We start from the raw sequence: 20,122 nt of genomic DNA, 5'->3' as shown, positions 1-20,122 counted from the left end.
AGGTCATCGGGGATCGAAGGGGCTTTGCGTCGTGCCATAATTGGGGATCTTTCTACCCATTATGCCGCCCCGTACACGGAATTCCTGACACTCCCCCTGCGGCGCGGCGAACCCAAGCTAAAAAGCGCCGCAGGCTTTCAAAATTCTGATCGCGCGTCCGACACCCATCGGCAAAATTACAAACACAACATAGACAGTATGGGGAGCGCGAGGGACGAGTCCCTCGCATTCAACCTTCCTCTTAAAACAACACCATCTGCCCCCCCCCCTCAACCGGCGGCGGCGCCTCCGCCGCCTCGAACCCCGACAGCGTCACCCCCATCAACCGCACCGCCAAAGGCAGCGGCAACAGATCATCGAGCAATTCCCGCGCGATACCGGCAAATTCCTCGCGCCCCTCGACAAAGCGGTCCAGCGTACGCGAATGGGTGCGGATCGAGAAATCGGAGAGACGCAACTTGAGCGTCACCGTCCGCCCTTGGGCCTTTGCCTTTTCAATGTCTTGCCAGACCATCTCGATGATCCCTTCCAGCACTTGCCGCAGGCCCGGCCCGGTGGAAATGTCGCGGTCAAAGGTCCGCTCGCCGCCAAGGGATTTGCGCGGCCGATTGGGCTTGACCGCGCGCAGATCGATCGCCCGCGCCGCGCGATAGAGGTAATCGGCCAGCGATCCGAAATGCTCGCGCAAAAACGCAATGTCGCGCGCGCGCAGATCCGCCCCCGTCTCGATCCCCAGCGCGGCCATCTTTTCCGCCCCGCGCGGCCCCACGCCATGAAACCGCCGCACCGGCAGAGAAGCGACAAATTCGGCCCCCTCGCCCGGCCGGATCACGCATAATCCGTCGGGCTTGTTCTGATCGCTGGCGATTTTGGCGAGGAATTTGTTGTAGCTGACCCCCGCACTGGCGGTCAGGCCGGTTTCGGCGCGGATGCGCGCGCGGATCAGCTCGGCAATGCGCGTCGCGCTGCCGATGCCTTTTATATCCTGCGTCACGTCCAGATAGGCCTCGTCCATCGCCAATGGCTCGACCAGCGGCGTGTATTCGCGGAAAATCGCCCTGATCTGCTGCGAAACTGCGCGATAGGCCTCGAAACGCGGCGGTTTGAAAATCAGCGCCGGGCACAATCGCGCCGCCACCACGCTGGGCTGGGCCGAGCGAACGCCGAATTTGCGCGCCTCATAGCTGGCCGCAGCCACCACGCCGCGCTCGCGGCTGCCGCCCACGGCCACGGGCAGGCCGCGCAGCGAAGGATCATCGCGCTGCTCGACACTGGCAAAGAAGGCATCCATATCGACATGGATGATCTTGCGCAGGCCGGGCGCGCTGATCTCTTCATCCTGTGTCGCGTTCGATTCCATGGGCGACACGATAATGCCCCGGCGCGCATTTGGCACCGGGGCATCACGGGATTTGAACATAAAAAGAACAAATCAACGCTGGGCCAGTTGCTTTTCCTTCAGCTTGGCGGCGAAATGGGTGGTGGCATTGTCCAGCGCTTCTTCGCGGCAGGTTTCATACAGCGCGCGGGCCTTGAGCCGGTCGGGCAGATCGGAAGCCTCATCGCACACCATATGCGCGGCGGCGGCCAGGCGCTTGCGCATCACATGGCGGCCCTCCTGCGTCGACAGGTTGAGATCGGCATAGGAAACGCGGATCGCCGGAGCATCGCCTTCCAGCTTTTCGAAGGTGGCCGGAGCAGCCGGCGTGGCGGCATGGGCGGGCATGACGAAGGTGAAAGTGGCAAGGCCCAAAGCGGCGGTGGTGGCGAAACTGAGAGCAGTGGTGCGGAAGATGGACATGGTCGGTATCCTTCTGGTGGTTCGTTTGCGTGGTTCAAACCGGCTCGGCCGGATGCCAGAAGGATTGCAGAGGCCGTGCCAATTTTAAAAAATTACTTTAATTCTGATATTTATGACTTTTCACCCCAAGACACCTCTTGAAAATTCCAGATCAATAAGCATATAATGCCATTTATAGGCGTAATTTTCACCACATCATTTGTTCATACTGGGGGCTGGCCATTTCGGCGCCATACGGCCATGGTGAATCCATGACTTCTCCCTCCCCCGAGCCTGCCGACAAGAAGATCGGCGGGCTGGAATTCATTCTCCTCATGGGTCTGGTACAAGCGCTTCAGGCGCTGGCCGTGGACTCGATGCTGCCCGCACTTGGCGAAATGGCGCGCGAACTGGGTTCCCGCGATCCTAACGAGCGTCAGCTTGTCGTGGGCGTTTTCCTGATTTTCAGCGGGCTTGGCTGTCTGGTGCCCGGCGCGCTGGCGGATCGCTTTGGCCGCCGCCCGGTGCTGCTGGGCTGTATCGCGGCCTATGTGATCTGCTCCACGGCCTGCGGACTGGTGCAGAATTTCACACAATTGCTGGTGCTGCGCGCGATGGTGGGCTTCGCCTGCGCGGGGCTGGCGGTGCTGCCCGCCGCGATCATCCGCGATCTGCACGAAGGCGACCGCATGGCGCGGATGCAATCGACCGTCTCGATGGTCTTCATGATCGTCCCGATGATCGCGCCCAGCGTGGGTCAGGCGATCCTGCTGATGGCCAGTTGGCGCTGGATCTTTGGCGTGATGGCGCTGATGGGCACGGCGCTGGCGATCTGGATTTCGCTGCGCCTGCCCGAAACGCTGCGCCGCGAATATCGCCAGCCGATCAGCCTGCCCAACATCGGCCGCTCGATGATCGAGGTGACCACCACCCGCGCGGCGCTGGGCTATGTGTTCGGCATGGCGCTGATCCAGTCGGCCATGTTCGGCTATATCAACTCGTGCCAACAGCTTGTGGGCGAGCATTTCGGGGCCGGAACGCGCTTTCCGCTGATCTTTGCGGGCATGGCGATGGTGATGGCCTGCACCAATTTCATCAATTCGCGCATCGTCATGCGTTTCGGCGCCCGCCGGGTCAGCCATACCGCGCTGGTCGTCTATATCGCCACCAGCGCGCTGCAATTCTATATGGCCACGCGGCCGGATGAGACGCTGTGGCAATTCGTGCCGATGATGACGCTGAATATGTGCCTGCTGGGCTTTCTGGGGGCCAATTTCTCCTCCATCGCGCTCCAGCCCTTTGCCCGCAAGGCAGGGGCGGCCTCTTCGGCGCAGGCGTTTATCCGCATGGTGCTGGCCTCTTGGCTGGGCGCGATGATCGGGCAGGCCTTTGACGGCACGGCGCGGCCTTTGGCGGCGGCGCTGCTGACGGCGGGCTGCGGCTGTCTGGCGCTGATTCTCTACAGCGAGAAGGGCGAATTGTTCCGCCGCCGCAATCCTCCGGGCACAACCTATCCCATTGCGTGACGTTGATGCCGATTTGCATTTTGCAAAAGCCTGTCGATCCTCCCAATCGTCAGGCTGGGCGGCGCGTACCATATTGGATGCGAGAAAGATGGTTGATTTCAGCTTAACCCGCAGCCTTAAATAAAAAATAACGCAAAATTCCAGATATTTAACCTCTGTTTAAACGGCATTTTCGCCCAAAACAGAACAGGGGTCACAGGTATGAGCGCTAATATTATCCTGATTCTGGCAGCTTCAGGACTGGTCGCGACACCGGCAACCGATACGGTTCGTTCGACACAGGCATTGCCCAAGATCGAAGGTAAGGCCAGTTCGTCGAATACCGGTCCGGCCGGGAGGAATCATCCGGTCGGAACCGAATGGGCGCGCGAAAAGTTCTACAGCAACGCTTCGCACGTCCTGCGCCATCTGCCTCACCCGGACCCGCATGCCTGCGGGTCACATGGCGTGGCCATTTCGGCCTGCTGATAAATATAATAACGGGTCAAAAAAACACGAAAGCCCCGTCGGAAACGGCGGGGCTTTTTCCGCATCAACGTGGACCGTTTCGGTTAAATTCGCTCTACTGCCTTCGCCAGTTCGCCCCGGCGATAGGGCACCAGAGGCACCTGCTCAGGCGCCCCCGCCATCGCCCCGATCAGGCCGCCGCCCAGAAAACGCAATTTTTCCATGCCGCTGGTGGAGACCCGGCTCTCCCACGCGCGCGGCCCGCGCGCGGCCACCTTGCGCGCAATCGCGCCATAGATCCCCGCCGCCGACAAGACCGCCCAGCGGCAGCGAAACGGCAAACGCGCCGCCCCTGCCCGCGCGCTGGCCTCATAGACCTGCGCCATGCCCGCCATGCGCCCCGCCATCGCGGCCAGAGCAGGCAGGTTCCGGGGCGCCATCAGCTCGCCTTCCTCCACTCCCGCCTGCGTCAGCCATTCCGCAGGCAGATAGCACCGCCCCGCCGCATGATCCTCGGCAATGTCGCGGGCAATATTGCCCAATTGGAACGCAATCCCCAGATCGCAGGCCCTGTTAAGCGTATCGCCATCCTCCGGGTCCACGCCCATCACCAGCGCCATCAGCACGCCCACCGCGCCCGCCACGTGATAGCAATAGCCCAGCATATCCAGCTCGGTCCGGGGCCTCCACCCGGCCGCATCCAGCGCAAATCCGGCAATCACATCGCCGGTATGCACCGCATTGATCCCGCATTCCGCCGCCACCACGCCCAGCGCATCAAAGGCGAAATGCCCGGTTGCATCCCCGCCCAGCGCCCGCGCGGTCAGGCGGCGGATCTGCTCCAGCCGCTCGGCCGCACCGGCCTGCGCCCCTAACGCCCCGCCATGATCCTGATCATCGGCCAGATCATCGCAAGCCCGGCACCAGGCATAGAGCAGCCAGACCCGTTCCCGCGTGGCCGCATCGAACAGTTTCGAGGCAGCGGCAAAGCTCTTCGATCCGCGCGCAATACTCTCGCGCGCGGCCTCCACCAAAGCCCCCCGGTCAAGGGTCACAGCGTCTTGGGGTCCATACGGATGATCTGCTCGCCCGGCTCATGCGCGGCCATGCGGTCCAGCAACAGGTCCAGCTCGCGCTCGGCCAGAATGATGCCCTGATGCGCGGGGCGGATAAAGCCAACCTCGCCCATGTGCCGGTTAAACGCCAGCAAGCCATCGTAAAAACCATAAGCGTTGAGCAGGCCCACCGGCTTCTGGTGATAGCCAAGCTGCGCCCAGCTCACCGCCTCCCACAGCTCGTCCATCGTGCCCACCCCGCCCGGCAGGGTCAGGAAACCATCCGAAAGCCGCTCAAACTGCGCCTTGCGCTCATGCATCGTCTCAACCGTGATCAGCTCTGTCAGCCCCGTATGCTCGACCTCGACATGGGCCAGCGCCACCGGGATCACCCCGATCACCTCGCCCCCCGCCGCCATCGCCGCATCGGCCACCGCGCCCATCAGGCCCAGCCGACCGCCACCATACACAAGCCCGATCCCGCGCCTTGCCAGCTCGGTGCCCACTTCCTGGGCCAGTTCGATGTAACGGGGATCGGCGGGAGTGGCAGAGCCACAATAGACTGCAATGCGTTTCATACCCCCACTTTAGCGAATGCTCCGCCATTGGCCAGACGGTTGATGGGGAGCCAGGTTTTTTTAGGAAGGATGCCTCCGGCGGGCAAAAGGACTCGTCCCTTTGCAATCCCATTAATGGGGTGGCGCTTGGTTGGCATGGATGTGTTTGCGGCATGGGTTGAAAGCCTGCGGCGCGGCAAAGTCATACCCGTCTGCGCCGCAGGCTTTATATCCATCATACACGCCAACCATGCGTCACCTCATAACGGGATTGTTAAGGGCCCCCGCCCTTAACCCGCCGGAGGCATCTCTCTACCCCGCCTGCTTCAACCGATAGGCCTGCAACCCCGCCGCGACCGCCTTCAACTCGGCGTCCAACTCGCCCAGCAATCGCTTTGCCATCGGCCCTTCGTTGCGGCCCAGCGCGGTTTCGGCCCTTTGCGCCATGATGCGGATACGCTGCATGCCCAAAAGGCCCGCGTTCCCCTTCATCCTGTGCAACCGCTTCATCATCGGCGAGGCGGATTCTTCAACCGCCGCGATCTGTTCGTTTTCGTCCAGAAAGCGTTGCAGCGAATTGAGGAACAGCGCCTTGTTATCGGCCAGCCTTTCGCGTGCATCGTCAACATCGATGCCGTCGATCACCGGCCATTCGTCGGCATGGCCTGCCGCATCGCCCGGGCGGCCCATTTCGGGTTCGGGGTGCCCTGCGGCCACCTTTTGCCGGATCACCTCGATCAGCGTCTTGGCATCAAAAGGTTTGGTGATCAGCCCGTCCATCCTTACCAGCGTGGCGTCGCGATCGTCGCAATGGGCCGCACCCGCCGTCAATGCCACCACGGCGGGCCGAGCCGAACCCAGCGTCCATTCGATCTGGCGAAAGGCCTCATAGCCATCCATCACCGGCATCTGGATATCCATCAGGATAACGTCAAATCCGCCTCTTTCAGCGATCACCTTTTCCACCGCCCGCGCGCCATTTTCCGCCGTGGTGACAATCGCGCTTTCCAGTTCCAGCACATGGCGGGCCACTTCCAGATTGATCTCGCTGTCATCCACGATCAGCACGCGCACGCCCTTGAGCCGGGGGGCGCCCACCTCATCGCCCGGATCATCGGCCACGACCAGATCGTCCGAGGCCAGTTCGAAGGGCAGATCTACCCAGAAATGACTCCCTTTGCCCGGCTCGCTGGCGGCATCGATATGGCCGCCCATCAGAACGGCCAGATCGCGCGAAATCGACAGGCCCAGCCCCGTTCCGCCAAACCGCCGGGTGGTGGACACATCGCCCTGTTCAAAGGGGTGGAACAGGCGGCTGATATGCTCCGGTTCGATGCCGATGCCGGTGTCATCCACCTGAAAGCGCAGATGCGCCATCGCGTCATTACGGTTCTTGACCGAGACGCTCAGGCTGACCTCGCCCGTCTCGGTGAATTTGATCGCATTGGTGACAAGGTTGAGCAGGATCTGGTGCAACCGCCCGCCATCGCCCACGACCATATCGGGCAAGCTGCTCCCTCGCCGCAGGGTGAAGCGCAATTTGCGGCTGCCGATCTGGACCAGAGCCAGCCCCTCGATGCTGCGCAGCACCTCGTTCAGGCTGAACGGGGCAACGGCCAGATCGATCTGGTTCGCCTCGATCTTGGATATATCCAGCACATCGTTGACGATGCCCAGCAAGGCCCGGCTCGCCGCCTTGATCTTGCCCAGCAGGTCGCCCTGCTGCTGGTCCAGCTTGGTCCGCTCCAACAGATAGCTCAGCCCGATGATCGCGTTCAACGGCGTGCGGATTTCATGGCTCATATTGGCCACGAACATGCTTTTCGCGCGATTGGCCGATTGCGCCTCGTCCAGTGCGCGCTGCAAGGATCGCTCATGCTCGTCGCGCAGCGCCTCGGTGGCCTGACGCAGGCGTTCATCGGCCAGCCATGTGGCATGTTCCAGCTCAGCCCGGCGGATCGCGCTGATGATGACCTCGCGCAGGCGTTCTGGGCTGACCGTGGCCTTCGCCACATAATCGGAAACCCCGCGCCGCATCGAATCGGCCAACACCTCTTCGGCATCGCGCAAAGTGACCAGAATGACCGGGCAAGGCTCATCGCGGTGGGCATGGATATCGGGCACAAGATCGGTGCCCAATTCGCCGCCCAGATGGTAATCGAGCAGCACGCAGTCAAACTTGTGCCTGCGCAATTGTTCGCGCGCCGAATCCAGGCAATTGGCCTCGGCTATGGTCGAAAACATCCCCATCCGGTCGAGCGCGCGGATGAACACCTCGCGGTCCACATCATCGTCATCAACCAGCAGGATGGCTTGGGGGGCGATCTCGGTCATGGCGTATCAATGCGGAAGTGGAGGCAGACGCACCGAATGGGCGTAATCGCCAAGCAAGGTTGTCAGGCGTATCATTTGCGGCCCAACCGCCGATTTCAGCAAATAGCCTGCAATCTGGTCCCGATAGGCGCGGACCAGATCGGAGTCGGAGTCGGACGTGGACAGCACAAAAATGACCGCAGAAGAAAGCCCCGGATCGGCCCGCACTGCCTGAAGAAATTCAAAGCCGTTCATCCTCGGCATGTTCAGGTCAAGCAAAGTCACAAAGGGCTGATCAATCCTCTTTTCTGATTGGCCCCGCATGATTTCAAGGCCTTCCTGACCATCGCTGGCATGGATGACCTTGAAATCGATCCCTGATTTTTTCAACGACCTGGATACAATTTCGGCGGTAAGGTCATCATCATCGACAATCAGGACATTGAGCCTAGCAGTCATCGAGATCGCTCCTAGCAAATCGGGGCCAGTAAACCCGGAAATGACAGCCCCTCTGGCCATCATCGCTCATCAATTCGATATTGCCGCCATGCGCTTCCACCAACCTTTTGGTCACCGCAAGGCCAAGCCCGGCATTGTTGCGCCCGGAACTTGATACTGTCTGAAAAAGCCGAAAGGCGCGTCCCTGAGCCGCCTGCGCGATTCCCGGACCATCGTCGCGCACATCAATCACGCACATGATGCCTTCGGCTCTGGCGCGCACGAGAATGTGTTTTTCGTCGAGATCATGATGCTTCACAGCATTGGAGACAAGATTGCGCAGCACGGTGGAGATGGGCACGCGCACACCTTCGAAAGGCTCCAGCGCAATATCGACGTCGATGTGAACCCCCGGCCCCGGCGCCTCCAGCGCGATCACTTCATCCACGATAGAGCCAAGGTCGATCGCCTCGGTTTTCAGCGTGCGCCGCCCCGCGCGGGCATAGGTCAGCAAGTCATCGATCAGCCGCTCCATCGCGCTGATCCTATCGGCCATCCGGCCAAGGTTGCGGCGCACCTCGGGCGGGGCGCTCTCGCCATAATCCTCCTCGATGAATTCGATCAGATTGGCGATCCCGCGCAGGGGGCTGCGCAGATCATGCGAGGCCACATGGGTAAATTCTTCAAGCTGCACATTGGCCTCGCGCAGGCGCAGTTCGGCCCGTTTGCGCAGCGTGATGTCGATCACCAGCGCGCAGGTCATCCGCCCCTGGGGCAGATCGACAAAGGTCAGCGCGATTTCGACCGGGATTTCCATCCCGTCCTTGCGCCGCCCCGACAGATCGCGCCCCAGCCCCATCGGCCGCACCGACGGGCTTTTGATAAAGCCATCGCGCAGCCCCACATGCTGGGCCCGGTCGCGATGGGGCAGCAGCATCTCGACCGGTTGCCCCAGCATTTCGGACGCATCATAGTCGAAAATGTCCTGAAGCCGCTGGTTTACATGAACAATCCGTCCGGCTTCATCCAGCAGGATCAATCCGCAGGGCGAGGAGTCGAACAGGGCGCGAAACGCGCTGTCCATATCGGCCGCCTGAAAAGGCATGGTTGCGGGTTGTTCCATCATGGCCGCGAGGCCTCCGGCGCTCGTTGCGCGGTATCACGCAAGGCGCAGACGGCCCGATGCGCGGGCCGCAATCCCCATGAAGAATTCTTGTTGTTCATGTCGAAATCTTCCTTCGATCAATTCGCTTTCTTCATCCTCCGTCCCAGTTGAACCCTCCTCATCGCCCTCACTCTCGACAGTCGCCATGGAATTTATCTTAAAGGCCAATAAGTATTGACGTCAAACCGGCGATTAACCAAAAGCCCCCGGACAATAATCCACTATGGTTCTTTTATACGCTTGTCAGGCCGCCGCGTCCTGCGCCGACGCGGTTTTCAATTTCAGCGAGAAAGTGCTACCGACGCCGGGGGTGGATTCACACTTTATATCGCCGCGCATCGCCGAAACCGCCTTGCGCGCCAGCGTCAGCCCCAGCCCCGACCCTTCATATTCCGAACGATTGTGCAGACGGGTCAGCGGTTTGAAGACATGTTCGAGATATTGCTTCTCGATACCGATGCCATTGTCGGTAACATTGATCAGCGCAATATCGCCATTCTGTACCGCCGATATATCAATCACCGGCTGTTCGCTTTTGTTATACTTGATACCGTTGATAATCAGGTTCTGGAGAACTTGTGACAGGAAAGAGGCATTAACCAGAACCAGCGCATCGCCGGTAAAATTCACTGTGGCATTTCTTGAGGTGATATAATCCTGAAGAGATGCAATCGTTTCCTTCAAAATGGCGGAAAAAACACAGAGCTTCAGTTCAGGCGTCTGTTGCAGCAAAGTATACTGCACCATCACATCGACCAGCGAGTCGAGCCTGCGCGCGGCATCGCCCATGAATTTGAGCATCTGGGGCAGACGTTCGCCTTTCAGCCTTTTCGTCTCCTGCGCGATCATGTCGGAAAAGGTGATGATCTGGCGCACAGGCTGTTTGAAATCATGGGCCAGCGCAAAGCCAAAGGCTTCGATGTCGAGCTGCTGGTCGTGGATGATCTTCATCCGCTCGTTAATCTCGATGGCATTGTTGACCGCGCGGCGCAGCGCCACGGGCGACATGCGGTTTTTCGGGAAATAGTCGGTCGCCCCGCTTTTCAGCGTTTCGGCGGCCAGCAATTCATCGCCCGCCCCGGTGCACAGAATGATCGGCAAAAACGGATATTGTTCACGCAGCAACCGCACCAGCGTCAGCCCGTCCATATCGGGCATTTCATAATCGACCAGCACACAGTCGATTTCCTGTTCGCGGCACATTTCCAGCGCCTGATGCCCATTGGCGGCGATGATGCTGCGCGAATTGGGCTTGGCCGCCGCGATGATCCCGCAAACCAGCCCCTGCGAGAGAACATCATCATCCACGACCAGAATAAGGTGATGCTTCAAATCCGCCTCCGCCCCTGACAATTATGTACGAAAACTAGTCAATCGTCGTTAATTCCCCTTCTCGCCGCAATTCCGCATTTGCCCTTGGTCAAGCAGCTAAACCCTCGATCAGGCGAGCCATGACCACGGACAAAAGTTTCCCTTCCCCCGGCCAAAGCCATTCTGCCTTTCATCCTTGCGCGCATGGGCCCATGGGGGCGACCATGAATGAAACCACCTCTTCTGGCATGTCCGGCCCGAATGCCCCTATGGGCAAAGTCTGGCTGGTCGGCGCGGGGCCGGGCGATCCCGATCTGCTGACGCTGCGCGCGGCGCGGCTGATCATGTCGGCGCGGCTGGTCGTGCATGACGGGCTGGTCGATCCGCGCATTCTGGCCATGGCGCCTGCGGGTGCGCGTCTGATCAGCGTGGCCAAGCGCCGCAGCCGCCATTCGATGCCGCAGGACGACATCAACGCCCTGCTGGTGCGCGAGGCGCTGGCCGGGGGCGATGTGCTGCGTTTGAAGGGCGGCGATCCCTTCATCTTCGGGCGCGGCGGCGAAGAGGCCGAAGCCTGCATCGCAGCGGGCGTTCCGGTCGAGGTCGTGCCGGGCATTTCGGCGGCGGTCGGCGCGGGCGCTGCGGCGCTCCTGCCCCTGACCCACCGCGACGCGGCCAGCGTGGTCAGCTTTGTCTCGGGCCAGTGCAAGGGCCTTACCGACCAGAACTGGGCTGGCCTTGCGGGCATCGGGCGCACGCTGGTCATCTATATGGGGCTGGCGACGGCCGCGCAGATTGCCGAAAAGCTGATCGCTGACGGGCTTTCCCCGGAAACCCCGCTGGCGGTGGTTGAAAATGCCACGCGGCCCGATATGCGCGTGCTGCGTTCCCCGCTGGCGGCTCTGGCCGATCTGGTGGAGCGTGAGAGGGTGCAAAGCCCTGCCCTTATCATCATCGGCGCCGTGACCGCGCGCGCCCCGTCCGAACTAGCCCGCGTGGCGCTGGAGGCAATAAAGTGAAGATTATCACGGGCAATGACCTGAAATCCGGGGCGGTGACCTGGTGGAATGGTGCGGCATGGTCGCTCCATGTCAACGATGCGGCGGATATGGGCGATGAAGCCGCCGCCGTGATCGCCGCCGAGGAAGCCGCCCGACGCGTCAATGGCGCCTATGTCATCGAGGCGGAACAGACCGCCGATGGCATCCGTCCCGCTCACATCAAGGAGCGCATCCGCGCGCTGGGCCCCACGGTCCGCCTTGATCTCAGCCTCGATCCCACCGCGACCCCCGACAAGGTGCTCTGATGTATCTCTACGACCATTATGATCAGGCGATGGTGGATGCCCGCGTCGCTGAATTCCGCGACCAGACCCGCCGCCGCATCGAAGGCACGCTGTCGGAAGAAAAGTTCCGCCCGCTGCGCCTGCAGAACGGCCTCTATCTCCAGCTTCACGCCTATATGCTGCGCGTGGCCGTGCCCTATGGCACGCTCTCGGGCTCTCAGATGAAGATGCTGGGCGATATTGCGGACAAGTATGACCGCGGTTACGGCCACTTCACCACGCGCCAGAACATCCAGTACAACTGGATCAAGCTGGAAGACACGCCCGACATTCTGGCCGATCTGGCCAGTGTGGAAATGCACGCGATCCAGACCTCGGGTAATTGCATCCGCAATATCAGCGCCGACCAGTATGCCGGCGCCACCGCCGACGAACTGATCGACCCGCGCCCCTATGCCGAACTGCTGCGTCAGTGGTCGAGCTTCCACCCGGAATTCCTCGCCCTTCCGCGCAAGTTCAAGATCTGCGTGATCGCCTCCGACACCGACCGCGCGGCCATGCGTCTGCACGATATCGGCATCCAGATCGTGAAGAATGAAGCGGGCGAAATCGGCGCTGCGTTTTACGTGGGCGGCGGCATGGGCCGCACCCCGATCATCGCACCGCTGGTCAAGGCCTTCGTGCCGCTCGACGAACTGATCACCTATTCCGAGGCCTGCCTGCGCGTCTACAACCGCTATGGCCGCCGCGACAACAAGTACAAGGCGCGTATCAAGATCCTCGTCCACGAACTGGGCCTTGAGGAATACAGCCGTCAGGTCGAGGAAGAGTTTGCCCATCTGCAAACGCTGAACATCGAACCGCCGCTGGCCGAACTCGAACGCATCAAGACGTTCTTTGCCGATCCGGCCTATGAAACCGGCCTGTCGGACGATCTCGACCTGTCGAACCCGGCTTTTGCCGCATGGGTCAAGAACAACACCGCCGCGCACAAGACGCCGGGCTATGCCATCGTCAACATCAGCCTCAAGCCGGTGAAGGTGCTGGCCGATGGGACCAAGGAAGCGGGCATTCCGGGCGACGCCACGGGCGAACAGATCCGCATCATGGCCGATCTGGCCAAGACCTACAGCTTTGACGAGCTGCGCGTGACCCATACCCAGAACATCGTCCTGCCCCATGTGCGCAAGGCCGATCTGTTCACGGTTTGGGAAAAGCTGGTCGCCGCCGAATTGGCCGAGGCCAACCTCGACAAGATCACCGACATCATCGCCTGCCCCGGCCTTGATTATTGCACGCTGGCCAATGCCCGCTCGATCCCCGTCGCGCAGAAGATTGCCGAGCGCATGGCCGACAAGGCCGAGGAAATCGGTGAGCTGAAGCTGAAGATTTCCGGCTGCATCAACGCCTGCGGCCACCACCACGCGGGCCACATCGGCATTCTGGGTGTGGATCGCAAGGGTCTGGAAAATTACCAGCTCCTGCTCGGCGGCTGCGAAGGCGCGGACACCTCGCTGGGCAAGATCATCGGCCCCGGCTTTGACGAAGACGGCATCGTGGGCGCGGTTGAAAAGGCCACGCAGGTCTATCTGGCCAACAAGGAAGGCGAGGAACGCTTCCTCGACACCTATCGCCGCATCGGCATGAACCCGTTCAAGGAAGCGATCTATGGCTGACGTCCAGTTCCTGTTCCGCGAAGGTGAAGAGGCCGTCAGCGCCCCCACCGTCGCGCTCTCGGCCTTTGCCGAAGATACCAATGCCACCGCCGTGGTGATCGAGCCGGGTGAGGATGCGCGCGCGCTGATCCCCCATCTCGACCGCCTCTCGCTGGTCGAAGTCACCTTCCCCGCCTTCACCGACGGACGCGGCTTCTCTTCGGCCCGCATCCTGCGCGAGGCGGGCTATACCGGCGAATTGCGCGCCAGCGGCGACATTGGCGTCGATATGCTCAGCCACCTGCACCGCTGCGGCTTTGACGCCATCGCGCCCAACGCTCCGCTCGATCTGGCCCAGGCCGAAACCGCGCTCAAGGTCTGGCCGCAGGTCTATCAGGCCACCGTGGTCGATGGCCGCAAACCGATCTGGGCCTTGAGGCACGGCCTGTAACATGGCCGCACGCCCCATCGACCGCATCGACACTTCGGCGGCTTTCACCGCCGAAGACGTTGCCGCGCTCAACGCCCGCTATGCCGATGCCAGCACGGCGGATGTGCTGCGCGCGGTGCTGGTCGAGGGCGTGGCGGGCCGCGCTGCGCTGGTTTCCAGCTTTGGCGCGGAAAGCGCGGTGCTGCTCCATCTGGTGTCGGGCATCGCGCCCGATGCCCCGGTGCTGTTCCTCGAAACCGGCAAGCATTTCCCCGAAACTCTGGCCTATCGCGACACGCTGATCGCGCATCTGGGGCTGACCGGCGTCATCAACCTGACGCCGGACGCCGAAGTGCTGGCCAAGAAGGACGATGCGGGCCTGCGCTGGTCCTATGACCCGGACGGCTGCTGCGAGATCCGCAAGGTCATTCCGCTGGCCAAGGCTTTGGCCGGGTATGACGCCTCGGTGACGGGTCGCAAAGGGTTTCAGGCCGAAACCCGCGCGGGCCTGCCGATCTTTGAACTCGACACGACCGATGCGGCCGGACGGCTCAAGATCAACCCGCTGATCGACTGGAACGCAACCCGTCTGGCCGCCTATATGGACGAGCATGACCTGCCCCGTCATCCGCTGGTGGCGCAGGGTTATCCCTCCATCGGCTGCATGCCCTGCACTAGCAAGGTCGCGCCGGGCGAAGACCCGCGCTCGGGCCGCTGGCGCGGCTGGGACAAGACCGAATGTGGCATCCATGTCGAGGGTGCGGCCAGCAATATCAGCGACCTGCCGCCGGGGTATGAACCGGCGTTTTAACCGGACCAATAGCGGGCGGCGGGGCCTTGTTCCCCCGCCCGCTTTGCCCTATCCGCTGCGGCTATGTCTCTCATAACCCAGCTCTCCGACCTTGCCGATCCCGCACTGACCCCTCGCCTTGTGCTCAAGGTGGGCTCATCCCTGCTGGTTGATGATGCAGGCGCGCGGCGCGAATGGCTGACCGCGCTGGTATCGGAAATCGCGGCGGCAAAATCGCGCGGTCAGGATGTGATCGTGGTGTCCTCGGGCGCGATTGCGCTGGGTGCGCGGCGGCTGGGGCTGGAAAAGGGCGGGCGCGGTTCGCTGGCCGATGCGCAGGCCGCCGCCGCCGTGGGCCAGATCGCGCTTTCGGGTCTGTGGGCCGAACTGCTGGGCGCGCATGGTCTGACGGCCGCGCAATTGCTGCTCACGCTGGAGGATCTGGAGGATCGCCGCCGTTACCTCAACGCCACGGCCACGCTGACCCGCCTGCTGGATGCTGGCGCGGTGCCGGTCATCAATGAAAACGATTCGGTCGCCACCCAGGAAATCCGCTTTGGCGACAATGACCGCCTTGCCGCCCGCGTGGCGCAGGCCGCGCGCGCCGATGCGGTGCTGCTGCTCTCCGACATAGACGGCCTCTATGACCGCCACCCCAAGGAACCGGGCGCGCAATTGCTGCCGCTGGTAAAAGGCATCACCCCCGAAATCCGCGCCATGGCCAGCCCCCTCTCGGGCAGCGGCATGGGTTCGGGCGGCATGATCTCGAAATTGCAGGCGGTGGAAATCGCCGAAATGGCGGGCATCGCGCTGGTGATCGGCAATGGCACGGTGGAAAGCCCGCTGCGCCGTATCATGGAACAGGGCGTGGGCACGCTGTTCCTGCCGCGCTCGCGCAAGCCTGCGCGCAAGGCATGGCTGGGCGGGCGGTTGCGGCTCAAAGGCTCGCTGACCGTGGATGCGGGCGCGGTAAAAGCCCTGCGTCAGGGCGCCAGCCTGCTGGCCGCCGGGATCGTCGCGGTCGATGGCCCTTTCACGCGCGGCGATGCGGTGACCATCCGCGATGACGTGGGCGCGGTGTTGGCGCATGGGCTGGTCGAATATGACGCGGGCGAATGCGCCGCGCTGATGGGCCGCCAGTCGGCCGATCACGCCGAAATCCTCGGCTATGCCCCCCGCCCAGCCGTGGTCCATCGCGATCAACTGGTGATGGTCTGATGGTGCGCAAGGATCGAGCGCTGGTCGCGCTGACCGGCGGCACGGGTTTTGTGGGGCAGATGGTGCTGGAACTGGCCCGTTCGCGCGGGATTGCGGTTCAGGCGCTGGCCCGTCGCGCACAGGCGCCGCAGGACCATGTGGCATGGGTGGCGGGCGATCTGTCCACCCGTGGCGCTCTGGACGATCTGGTGCGCGGGACCGAGGCGGTGATCCATGTCGCGGGCCTCGTCAACGCCGCCGATCCGCAGGAATTCGAACGCGCCAATGTGCTGGGCACGATGAACATGATCGAGGCCGCGCGCGCCGCAGGCGTGCCGCGCTTCATCTTCGTCTCATCGCTGTCGGCGCGCGAGCCTGATCTCTCGGCCTATGGCGCCAGCAAGGCGCGGGCCGAAATGCTGGTCAAGGCCAGCGGGCTGGACTGGACGATCGTCCGCCCGCCCGCCGTCTATGGCCCGCGCGATGCCGAAATGTTCGAGCTGTTCCGTGCGGCCAAATGGGGCGTGGTGCCCGTGCCCGCCGGGGGCCGCGCCAGCATGATCCATGTCGAGGATCTGGCCCGGCTGCTGCTTGCGCTGATTCCGGGCGGCATGGCGGTCAATGGCCATACGTTCGAGCCGGACGATGGCGTGCCCGGCGGATGGAGCCATGTCGATATGGCCCGCGCAATCGGCGCGGCGCTGGGCAAGCGGCCCTGGGTGATTTCGCTGAGGCCCGGCTTTTTGCGGCTGGGCGCCCGGATCGACGGGATGCTGCGTGGGGCCAAAGCCAAGCTGACGCCCGACCGTGTGGGCTATATGACTCATCCAGACTGGGTGGTCAGCCCCGATGCCGCGCCGCCGCCCGAATTGTGGCGCGCGTTGATCGAAACGCGCGGCGGGCTGACGGGAACGGCGGAATGGTATCGGCGCGAGGGCTGGCTTTAACGGCCAGCCCTTTCGAGCCTCAATTACCCCAAAGGTGACCAGGGCGTGTCGTCGATCTCTTCGCGCTCGCCCACGGGGCGTTCGGTGATCGTGGCGGCGGGCAGATAGGAAATCACCGCGTCGAGCAGCTTGTCGATACCCGCACCGCTGGCGCCCGAAATGGCGAAAACCTCGTCGGCCCCCGCTTCGAGCAATTCCTTGCGATAGGCCGCGACCAGCTCGTCATCGGCCTGATCGATCTTGTTCAGCACGACCAGACGCGCCTTCTCGTCCAGACCGGCGCCGTAAGCTTCCAGCTCGTCCTCGACGATATGCATCGCCTCGACCGGTTCGACGGGTTTGCCGTCCTTATCGACCCCGGCAATATCGATCAGATGGATCAGCACGCGGCAACGCTCGACATGGCCCAGAAAGCGATCACCGATCCCCGCGCCCTCAGCCGCGCCCGCGATCAGGCCCGGGATGTCGGCTAGCACGAATTCGCGATTCTTGTGTCGCACCACGCCCAATTGCGGGCGCAAGGTGGTGAAGGCATAAGCGCCGACCTTGGCATTGGTGTTCGACACCGCGTTGATGAAGGTCGATTTGCCAGCATTGGGCAGGCCCAGCAGCCCCACATCCGCCAGCAGCTTGAGCCGCAGCCAGACATACATTTCCTCGCCCGGCCAGCCCGGACCATGCTGACGCGGGGCCCGGTTGGTCGAGGACTTGTACGAAGCATTGCCCCGCCCGCCATCGCCGCCGCGCAGAAACACCTCGCGCTGGCCCGCATGGGTCATATCCAGCAGCACCGTCTCGCGGGTATCGTCAAGGATCTGCGTGCCCACCGGCACCTTGATGACCAGATCCTCGCCGCCTGCGCCCGTGCGGTTGCTGCCCGCGCCGCCGCCGCCGCGCTGGGCCTTGAAGTGCTGGGTATAGCGAAAGTCGATCAGCGTGTTGAGGCCCGGCACCGCCTCGAAAATGATATCGCCGCCCTTGCCGCCATTGCCGCCGTTGGGGCCGCCATATTCCTCATACTTTTCGCGGCGAAAGCTGACCGCACCGCCGCCACCGCTGCCTGAGCGGACGAAGATCTTGGCCTGGTCGAGAAAATGCATGGGCAGGGTTCCGGCGTAAACAACATGTGAAATTTCAATGCGAAAAGGGCCGTCTGGCACCAAAGCCGACGGCCCATTTCGCTTAAATCCTGCATCTGGTGGAGCCGAGGGGGATCGAACCCCTGACCTCGTCATTGCGAACGACGCGCTCTCCCATCTGAGCTACGGCCCCGTTCCAGTGCAAATCCTTTGGAGAAATTCCCCTTAGGAGGCGTCCCCTTAGCGAATGCTTATCGGGGTGGGAAGGGGGAATTTCATATAGGATGAAATTTTCCGGCCATGGATTTCTCCGCGTCGCGCTTCCCCCTGCCCAGCCTGATTTACCGCCTGATTTACTGGGTTCCGGCGGGCTGCTGGGGCGCGCCCGGCGTACCATACTTGGCCTCCCATTCGGCCAGTTCGACCCGGTAGGTCTCATAGGCGCGATAGAAATCCTCATAGACCCGGGCAAAGCTGGCAAAGCTGCGCTTGGAGAAATCAGGCAGGTCGGCCGGTTTCACGCTCGCGCTCTCACGGCTCATCATCAGCGCCGCGTCGCAGAAATGGGTCAGCGTGGGCGGATAGGCGAAGTAATTATAGACCTGCGTCATATAGGTTTCGCGGGTGCGGATGAAATCCTTGGCGCCATACTTGGCCTTGAACGTGGCATCCACGCCCGCATTGGCGCGGGCCAGCGGCTTGGCATGGCTCTTCAAAAAGGCGCGGTAATTGTCGGCGATTTCAACATAGGCCGGGCCGTTGCAGTTGAGCGCGGCGACATTATAGGCCGCGCGCAAATTCCACACCAATTGCGCATCGACCGAATCGACCAGAATCGTGTGACGCACACCATCGGCGCCCCTGGCGGGGATCGCCACATTGCCCGCGGCCCCCAAAGGCGCGCGCGGCCGGGGCGGAATCACCACCACCTTGGGCGGCGGCGGGGGAGGCGGAGGCGGCGGAGGCGGCGGGGGAGGCGCAGCGCAGGCCCCCAGAACGGCCAGACCCAGACCCATCAATGCCAACCGGATACGATTCACCTGCCACCTCATTTTACACACCACGTCCCATAGCGCGGCGCCCTGTCGCGCCTGTTTAACCGATACGGGATGCAAAGAAAATGCCCGAGGCGCCAAATGGCACCCCGGACACGATAGTCCGCCCGTCATTCGAGCCTTTCAGAGCCTGCCGCTTAGCGGCGATCGCCCAGAAAGCTGAGCAGGAACTGGAACATGTTGATAAAGTCGAGATACAGCGTCAGCGCGCCCATGATCGCCACGCGCTCGGCATAGGGCGTACCCGCAACCTGCACATAGCTCATCTTGAGCTGCTGGGTGTCATAGGCGGTCAGACCCGCAAAGATCAGCACGCCCAGCACCGAGATCGCAAAAGCCATGCCCGGCACGTTGAAGAACATCGAGATCAGCGAAGCGATGATCAGGCCAAACAGGCCCATGATCAAAAAGCTGCCCATGCCCGACAGATTCTTCTTGGTGGTGTAACCCACCAGGCTGAGGCCGGCGAAAGAACCGGCGGTGGCAAAGAAGGTCAGCGCGATCGACGAACCGGTGTAAACCAGAAAGATCGACGAGATCGACAGCCCCATCGCCACGGCAAAGCCCCAGAAACAGGCCTTAAGCGTGCTGCTCTGCATCCGGCCCATGCCCGCGCTCATCGCGAAAACAAAGCCCAGAGGCGCCAGCACCACCAGCCAGCGCAAAGGCGTCACAAACACCTGCGCGGCCAGCCCGCTCTGCACGAACAACAGCGCGACGATGCCCGAAAGCAGTACGGCCGAAGTCATGTGATTGTAAATCGACAGCATATATTTGCGCAGACCCGCATCGAGGGCGGCTGCGTCAACATACCCAGCATTCATCCTCGAAGACGCGCCAAAGCCCGTCTGAGTGGGCTGGGGGTCATTCCAGATGGCCATGTCATTCACTCCATAAAGCGCCGATCAGCAAAACCTGCGGCGCATAGAGGGAATATCGCCCCTACGCCCGCGGCTTTCAAGCGGGGTATGGGCTAAATTTGGTATCAAAGTGTTGCTCTGGGGCAAAAAGTCGGAAATTTGCCTCCGGCGGGCAAAGGGACTCGTCCCTTTGCAATCCCATTTTTGGGGTAGTGAGCGGTTTGCGAGGAAG

The 20,122-nt window shown here is 62.2% G+C and carries 21 protein-coding genes and 1 tRNA gene; 9 read left to right on the top strand and 13 right to left on the bottom strand.

What is annotated here, in order from left to right:
• Positions 1-241 precede the first annotated feature (241 nt).
• Together dinB and GGR38_RS09910 are read right to left on the bottom strand one after the other, a co-directional pair.
• Positions 242-1,360: a DNA polymerase IV gene (gene dinB, locus GGR38_RS09915; protein ID WP_183625052.1), complete on the bottom strand. Its 1,119-nt coding sequence runs from the start codon at positions 1,358-1,360 to the stop codon at positions 242-244.
• A 72-nt stretch (positions 1,361-1,432) separates the two neighbouring features.
• Positions 1,433-1,801 (bottom strand): UrcA family protein, encoded by a 369-nt coding sequence (locus GGR38_RS09910; RefSeq protein WP_183625005.1) that lies wholly within the window; start codon positions 1,799-1,801, stop codon positions 1,433-1,435.
• 251 nt (positions 1,802-2,052) lie between these two features.
• Here GGR38_RS09910 and GGR38_RS09905 point away from each other — a divergent pair, with 251 nt between their 5' ends.
• Together GGR38_RS09905 and GGR38_RS09900 are read left to right on the top strand one after the other, a co-directional pair.
• Entirely contained in the window at positions 2,053-3,306 is a 1,254-nt protein-coding gene (locus GGR38_RS09905; RefSeq protein WP_183625002.1) for a multidrug effflux MFS transporter, read from the top strand.
• Between the two features lie 201 nt (positions 3,307-3,507).
• Positions 3,508-3,774, top strand: a complete 267-nt coding sequence (locus GGR38_RS09900) for a hypothetical protein (protein ID WP_183625000.1) — start codon at positions 3,508-3,510, stop codon at positions 3,772-3,774.
• Between the two features lie 83 nt (positions 3,775-3,857).
• On the opposite strand, the gene GGR38_RS09895 is transcribed toward GGR38_RS09900, so the two are convergent.
• The 7 genes from GGR38_RS09895 to GGR38_RS09865 form a co-directional block, all read right to left on the bottom strand.
• A complete protein-coding gene (locus GGR38_RS09895; protein ID WP_183624998.1) occupies positions 3,858-4,808 on the bottom strand; it encodes a squalene/phytoene synthase family protein in 951 nt (316 codons plus the stop codon).
• A complete protein-coding gene (locus GGR38_RS09890; RefSeq protein WP_168602281.1) occupies positions 4,805-5,386 on the bottom strand; it encodes an LOG family protein in 582 nt (193 codons plus the stop codon). Before GGR38_RS09890 ends, GGR38_RS09895 begins: the two co-directional genes overlap by 4 nt.
• Before the next feature lie 291 nt (positions 5,387-5,677).
• Positions 5,678-7,699 (bottom strand): response regulator, encoded by a 2,022-nt coding sequence (locus GGR38_RS09885; protein ID WP_183624996.1) that lies wholly within the window; start codon positions 7,697-7,699, stop codon positions 5,678-5,680.
• Between the two features lie 6 nt (positions 7,700-7,705).
• Entirely contained in the window at positions 7,706-8,137 is a 432-nt protein-coding gene (locus GGR38_RS09880) for a response regulator (protein WP_183624995.1), read from the bottom strand.
• Positions 8,127-9,242, bottom strand: coding sequence for a sensor histidine kinase (locus tag GGR38_RS09875; RefSeq protein WP_183624994.1), 1,116 nt, complete (start codon positions 9,240-9,242; stop codon positions 8,127-8,129). Before GGR38_RS09875 ends, GGR38_RS09880 begins: the two co-directional genes overlap by 11 nt.
• A gap of 33 nt (positions 9,243-9,275) precedes the next feature.
• The gene (locus GGR38_RS09870; RefSeq protein WP_183624993.1) at positions 9,276-9,428 is read right to left on the bottom strand and encodes a hypothetical protein; all 153 of its coding nucleotides are present in this window, start codon (positions 9,426-9,428) and stop codon (positions 9,276-9,278) included.
• Positions 9,429-9,524: 96 nt separating this feature from the next.
• Positions 9,525-10,613, bottom strand: a complete 1,089-nt coding sequence (locus GGR38_RS09865) for a hybrid sensor histidine kinase/response regulator (protein WP_183624992.1) — start codon at positions 10,611-10,613, stop codon at positions 9,525-9,527.
• A gap of 203 nt (positions 10,614-10,816) precedes the next feature.
• On the opposite strand from GGR38_RS09865, the gene cobA reads away from it, so the two are divergent.
• The 7 genes from cobA to GGR38_RS09830 all read left to right on the top strand — a co-directional run bounded on the left by cobA (position 10,817) and on the right by GGR38_RS09830 (position 16,896).
• Positions 10,817-11,611, top strand: a complete 795-nt coding sequence (gene cobA, locus GGR38_RS09860) for a uroporphyrinogen-III C-methyltransferase (protein ID WP_246404417.1) — start codon at positions 10,817-10,819, stop codon at positions 11,609-11,611.
• Positions 11,608-11,898 carry a DUF2849 domain-containing protein gene (locus GGR38_RS09855; protein WP_183624991.1) on the top strand — a complete coding sequence of 97 codons (291 nt, stop codon included), beginning with the start codon at positions 11,608-11,610 and terminating at the stop codon, positions 11,896-11,898. Before cobA ends, GGR38_RS09855 begins: the two co-directional genes overlap by 4 nt.
• A complete protein-coding gene (locus GGR38_RS09850) occupies positions 11,898-13,553 on the top strand; it encodes a nitrite/sulfite reductase (RefSeq protein ID WP_183624989.1) in 1,656 nt (551 codons plus the stop codon). The genes GGR38_RS09855 and GGR38_RS09850 overlap by 1 nt, the downstream gene beginning before the upstream one ends.
• Positions 13,546-13,983 carry a DUF934 domain-containing protein gene (locus GGR38_RS09845; RefSeq protein ID WP_183624987.1) on the top strand — a complete coding sequence of 146 codons (438 nt, stop codon included), beginning with the start codon at positions 13,546-13,548 and terminating at the stop codon, positions 13,981-13,983. Before GGR38_RS09850 ends, GGR38_RS09845 begins: the two co-directional genes overlap by 8 nt.
• Position 13,984: 1 nt before the next feature.
• Positions 13,985-14,773, top strand: coding sequence for a phosphoadenylyl-sulfate reductase (locus GGR38_RS09840; protein ID WP_183624985.1), 789 nt, complete (start codon positions 13,985-13,987; stop codon positions 14,771-14,773).
• A gap of 63 nt (positions 14,774-14,836) precedes the next feature.
• On the top strand, positions 14,837-15,970 hold the full coding sequence (gene proB, locus GGR38_RS09835; protein ID WP_183624983.1) for a glutamate 5-kinase: 1,134 nt from the start codon (positions 14,837-14,839) through the stop codon (positions 15,968-15,970).
• Positions 15,970-16,896 carry an NAD-dependent epimerase/dehydratase family protein gene (locus tag GGR38_RS09830; protein WP_183624981.1) on the top strand — a complete coding sequence of 309 codons (927 nt, stop codon included), beginning with the start codon at positions 15,970-15,972 and terminating at the stop codon, positions 16,894-16,896. Before proB ends, GGR38_RS09830 begins: the two co-directional genes overlap by 1 nt.
• Positions 16,897-16,919: 23 nt before the next feature.
• Here GGR38_RS09830 and cgtA read toward each other — a convergent pair whose 3' ends face one another.
• From cgtA to GGR38_RS09810, 4 genes are all read right to left on the bottom strand, one after another.
• Positions 16,920-17,996 carry an Obg family GTPase CgtA gene (cgtA, locus tag GGR38_RS09825; RefSeq protein ID WP_183624979.1) on the bottom strand — a complete coding sequence of 359 codons (1,077 nt, stop codon included), beginning with the start codon at positions 17,994-17,996 and terminating at the stop codon, positions 16,920-16,922.
• Positions 17,997-18,092: 96 nt separating this feature from the next.
• Positions 18,093-18,168: transfer RNA gene (locus tag GGR38_RS09820), tRNA-Ala, on the bottom strand.
• 160 nt (positions 18,169-18,328) lie between these two features.
• On the bottom strand, positions 18,329-19,015 hold the full coding sequence (locus GGR38_RS09815) for a hypothetical protein (protein ID WP_183624977.1): 687 nt from the start codon (positions 19,013-19,015) through the stop codon (positions 18,329-18,331).
• Positions 19,016-19,167: 152 nt separating this feature from the next.
• Positions 19,168-19,911: a Bax inhibitor-1/YccA family protein gene (locus GGR38_RS09810; protein WP_183624975.1), complete on the bottom strand. Its 744-nt coding sequence runs from the start codon at positions 19,909-19,911 to the stop codon at positions 19,168-19,170.
• Positions 19,912-20,122: the final 211 nt, after the last annotated feature.

Origin of the sequence: Novosphingobium sediminicola (assembly GCF_014196525.1) — a bacterium.
Lineage (GTDB): Bacteria > Pseudomonadota > Alphaproteobacteria > Sphingomonadales > Sphingomonadaceae > Novosphingobium > Novosphingobium sediminicola.
Note: the sequence above shows the minus strand (reverse complement) of the source record. Positions and strands in the feature narration are given on the sequence as shown.

What these genes read in the sequence shown, in the direction of transcription:
- GGR38_RS09830 (WP_183624981.1), top strand. Translation starts at nt 15,970, where the DNA reads ATGGTGCGCAAGGATCGAGCGCTGGTCGCGCTGACCGGCGGCACGGGT.
- cgtA (WP_183624979.1), bottom strand. Translation starts at nt 17,996, where the DNA reads ATGCATTTTCTCGACCAGGCCAAGATCTTCGTCCGCTCAGGCAGCGGT.
- GGR38_RS09900 (WP_183625000.1), top strand. Translation starts at nt 3,508, where the DNA reads ATGAGCGCTAATATTATCCTGATTCTGGCAGCTTCAGGACTGGTCGCG.
- GGR38_RS09850 (WP_183624989.1), top strand. Translation starts at nt 11,898, where the DNA reads ATGTATCTCTACGACCATTATGATCAGGCGATGGTGGATGCCCGCGTC.
- GGR38_RS09880 (WP_183624995.1), bottom strand. Translation starts at nt 8,137, where the DNA reads ATGACTGCTAGGCTCAATGTCCTGATTGTCGATGATGATGACCTTACC.
- GGR38_RS09890 (WP_168602281.1), bottom strand. Translation starts at nt 5,386, where the DNA reads ATGAAACGCATTGCAGTCTATTGTGGCTCTGCCACTCCCGCCGATCCC.
- proB (WP_183624983.1), top strand. Translation starts at nt 14,837, where the DNA reads ATGTCTCTCATAACCCAGCTCTCCGACCTTGCCGATCCCGCACTGACC.
- GGR38_RS09810 (WP_183624975.1), bottom strand. Translation starts at nt 19,911, where the DNA reads ATGGCCATCTGGAATGACCCCCAGCCCACTCAGACGGGCTTTGGCGCG.
- GGR38_RS09885 (WP_183624996.1), bottom strand. Translation starts at nt 7,699, where the DNA reads ATGACCGAGATCGCCCCCCAAGCCATCCTGCTGGTTGATGACGATGAT.
- GGR38_RS09905 (WP_183625002.1), top strand. Translation starts at nt 2,053, where the DNA reads ATGACTTCTCCCTCCCCCGAGCCTGCCGACAAGAAGATCGGCGGGCTG.
- GGR38_RS09845 (WP_183624987.1), top strand. Translation starts at nt 13,546, where the DNA reads ATGGCTGACGTCCAGTTCCTGTTCCGCGAAGGTGAAGAGGCCGTCAGC.
- cobA (WP_246404417.1), top strand. Translation starts at nt 10,817, where the DNA reads ATGAATGAAACCACCTCTTCTGGCATGTCCGGCCCGAATGCCCCTATG.
- GGR38_RS09840 (WP_183624985.1), top strand. Translation starts at nt 13,985, where the DNA reads ATGGCCGCACGCCCCATCGACCGCATCGACACTTCGGCGGCTTTCACC.
- dinB (WP_183625052.1), bottom strand. Translation starts at nt 1,360, where the DNA reads ATGGAATCGAACGCGACACAGGATGAAGAGATCAGCGCGCCCGGCCTG.
- GGR38_RS09870 (WP_183624993.1), bottom strand. Translation starts at nt 9,428, where the DNA reads ATGGCGACTGTCGAGAGTGAGGGCGATGAGGAGGGTTCAACTGGGACG.
- GGR38_RS09875 (WP_183624994.1), bottom strand. Translation starts at nt 9,242, where the DNA reads ATGATGGAACAACCCGCAACCATGCCTTTTCAGGCGGCCGATATGGAC.
- GGR38_RS09910 (WP_183625005.1), bottom strand. Translation starts at nt 1,801, where the DNA reads ATGTCCATCTTCCGCACCACTGCTCTCAGTTTCGCCACCACCGCCGCT.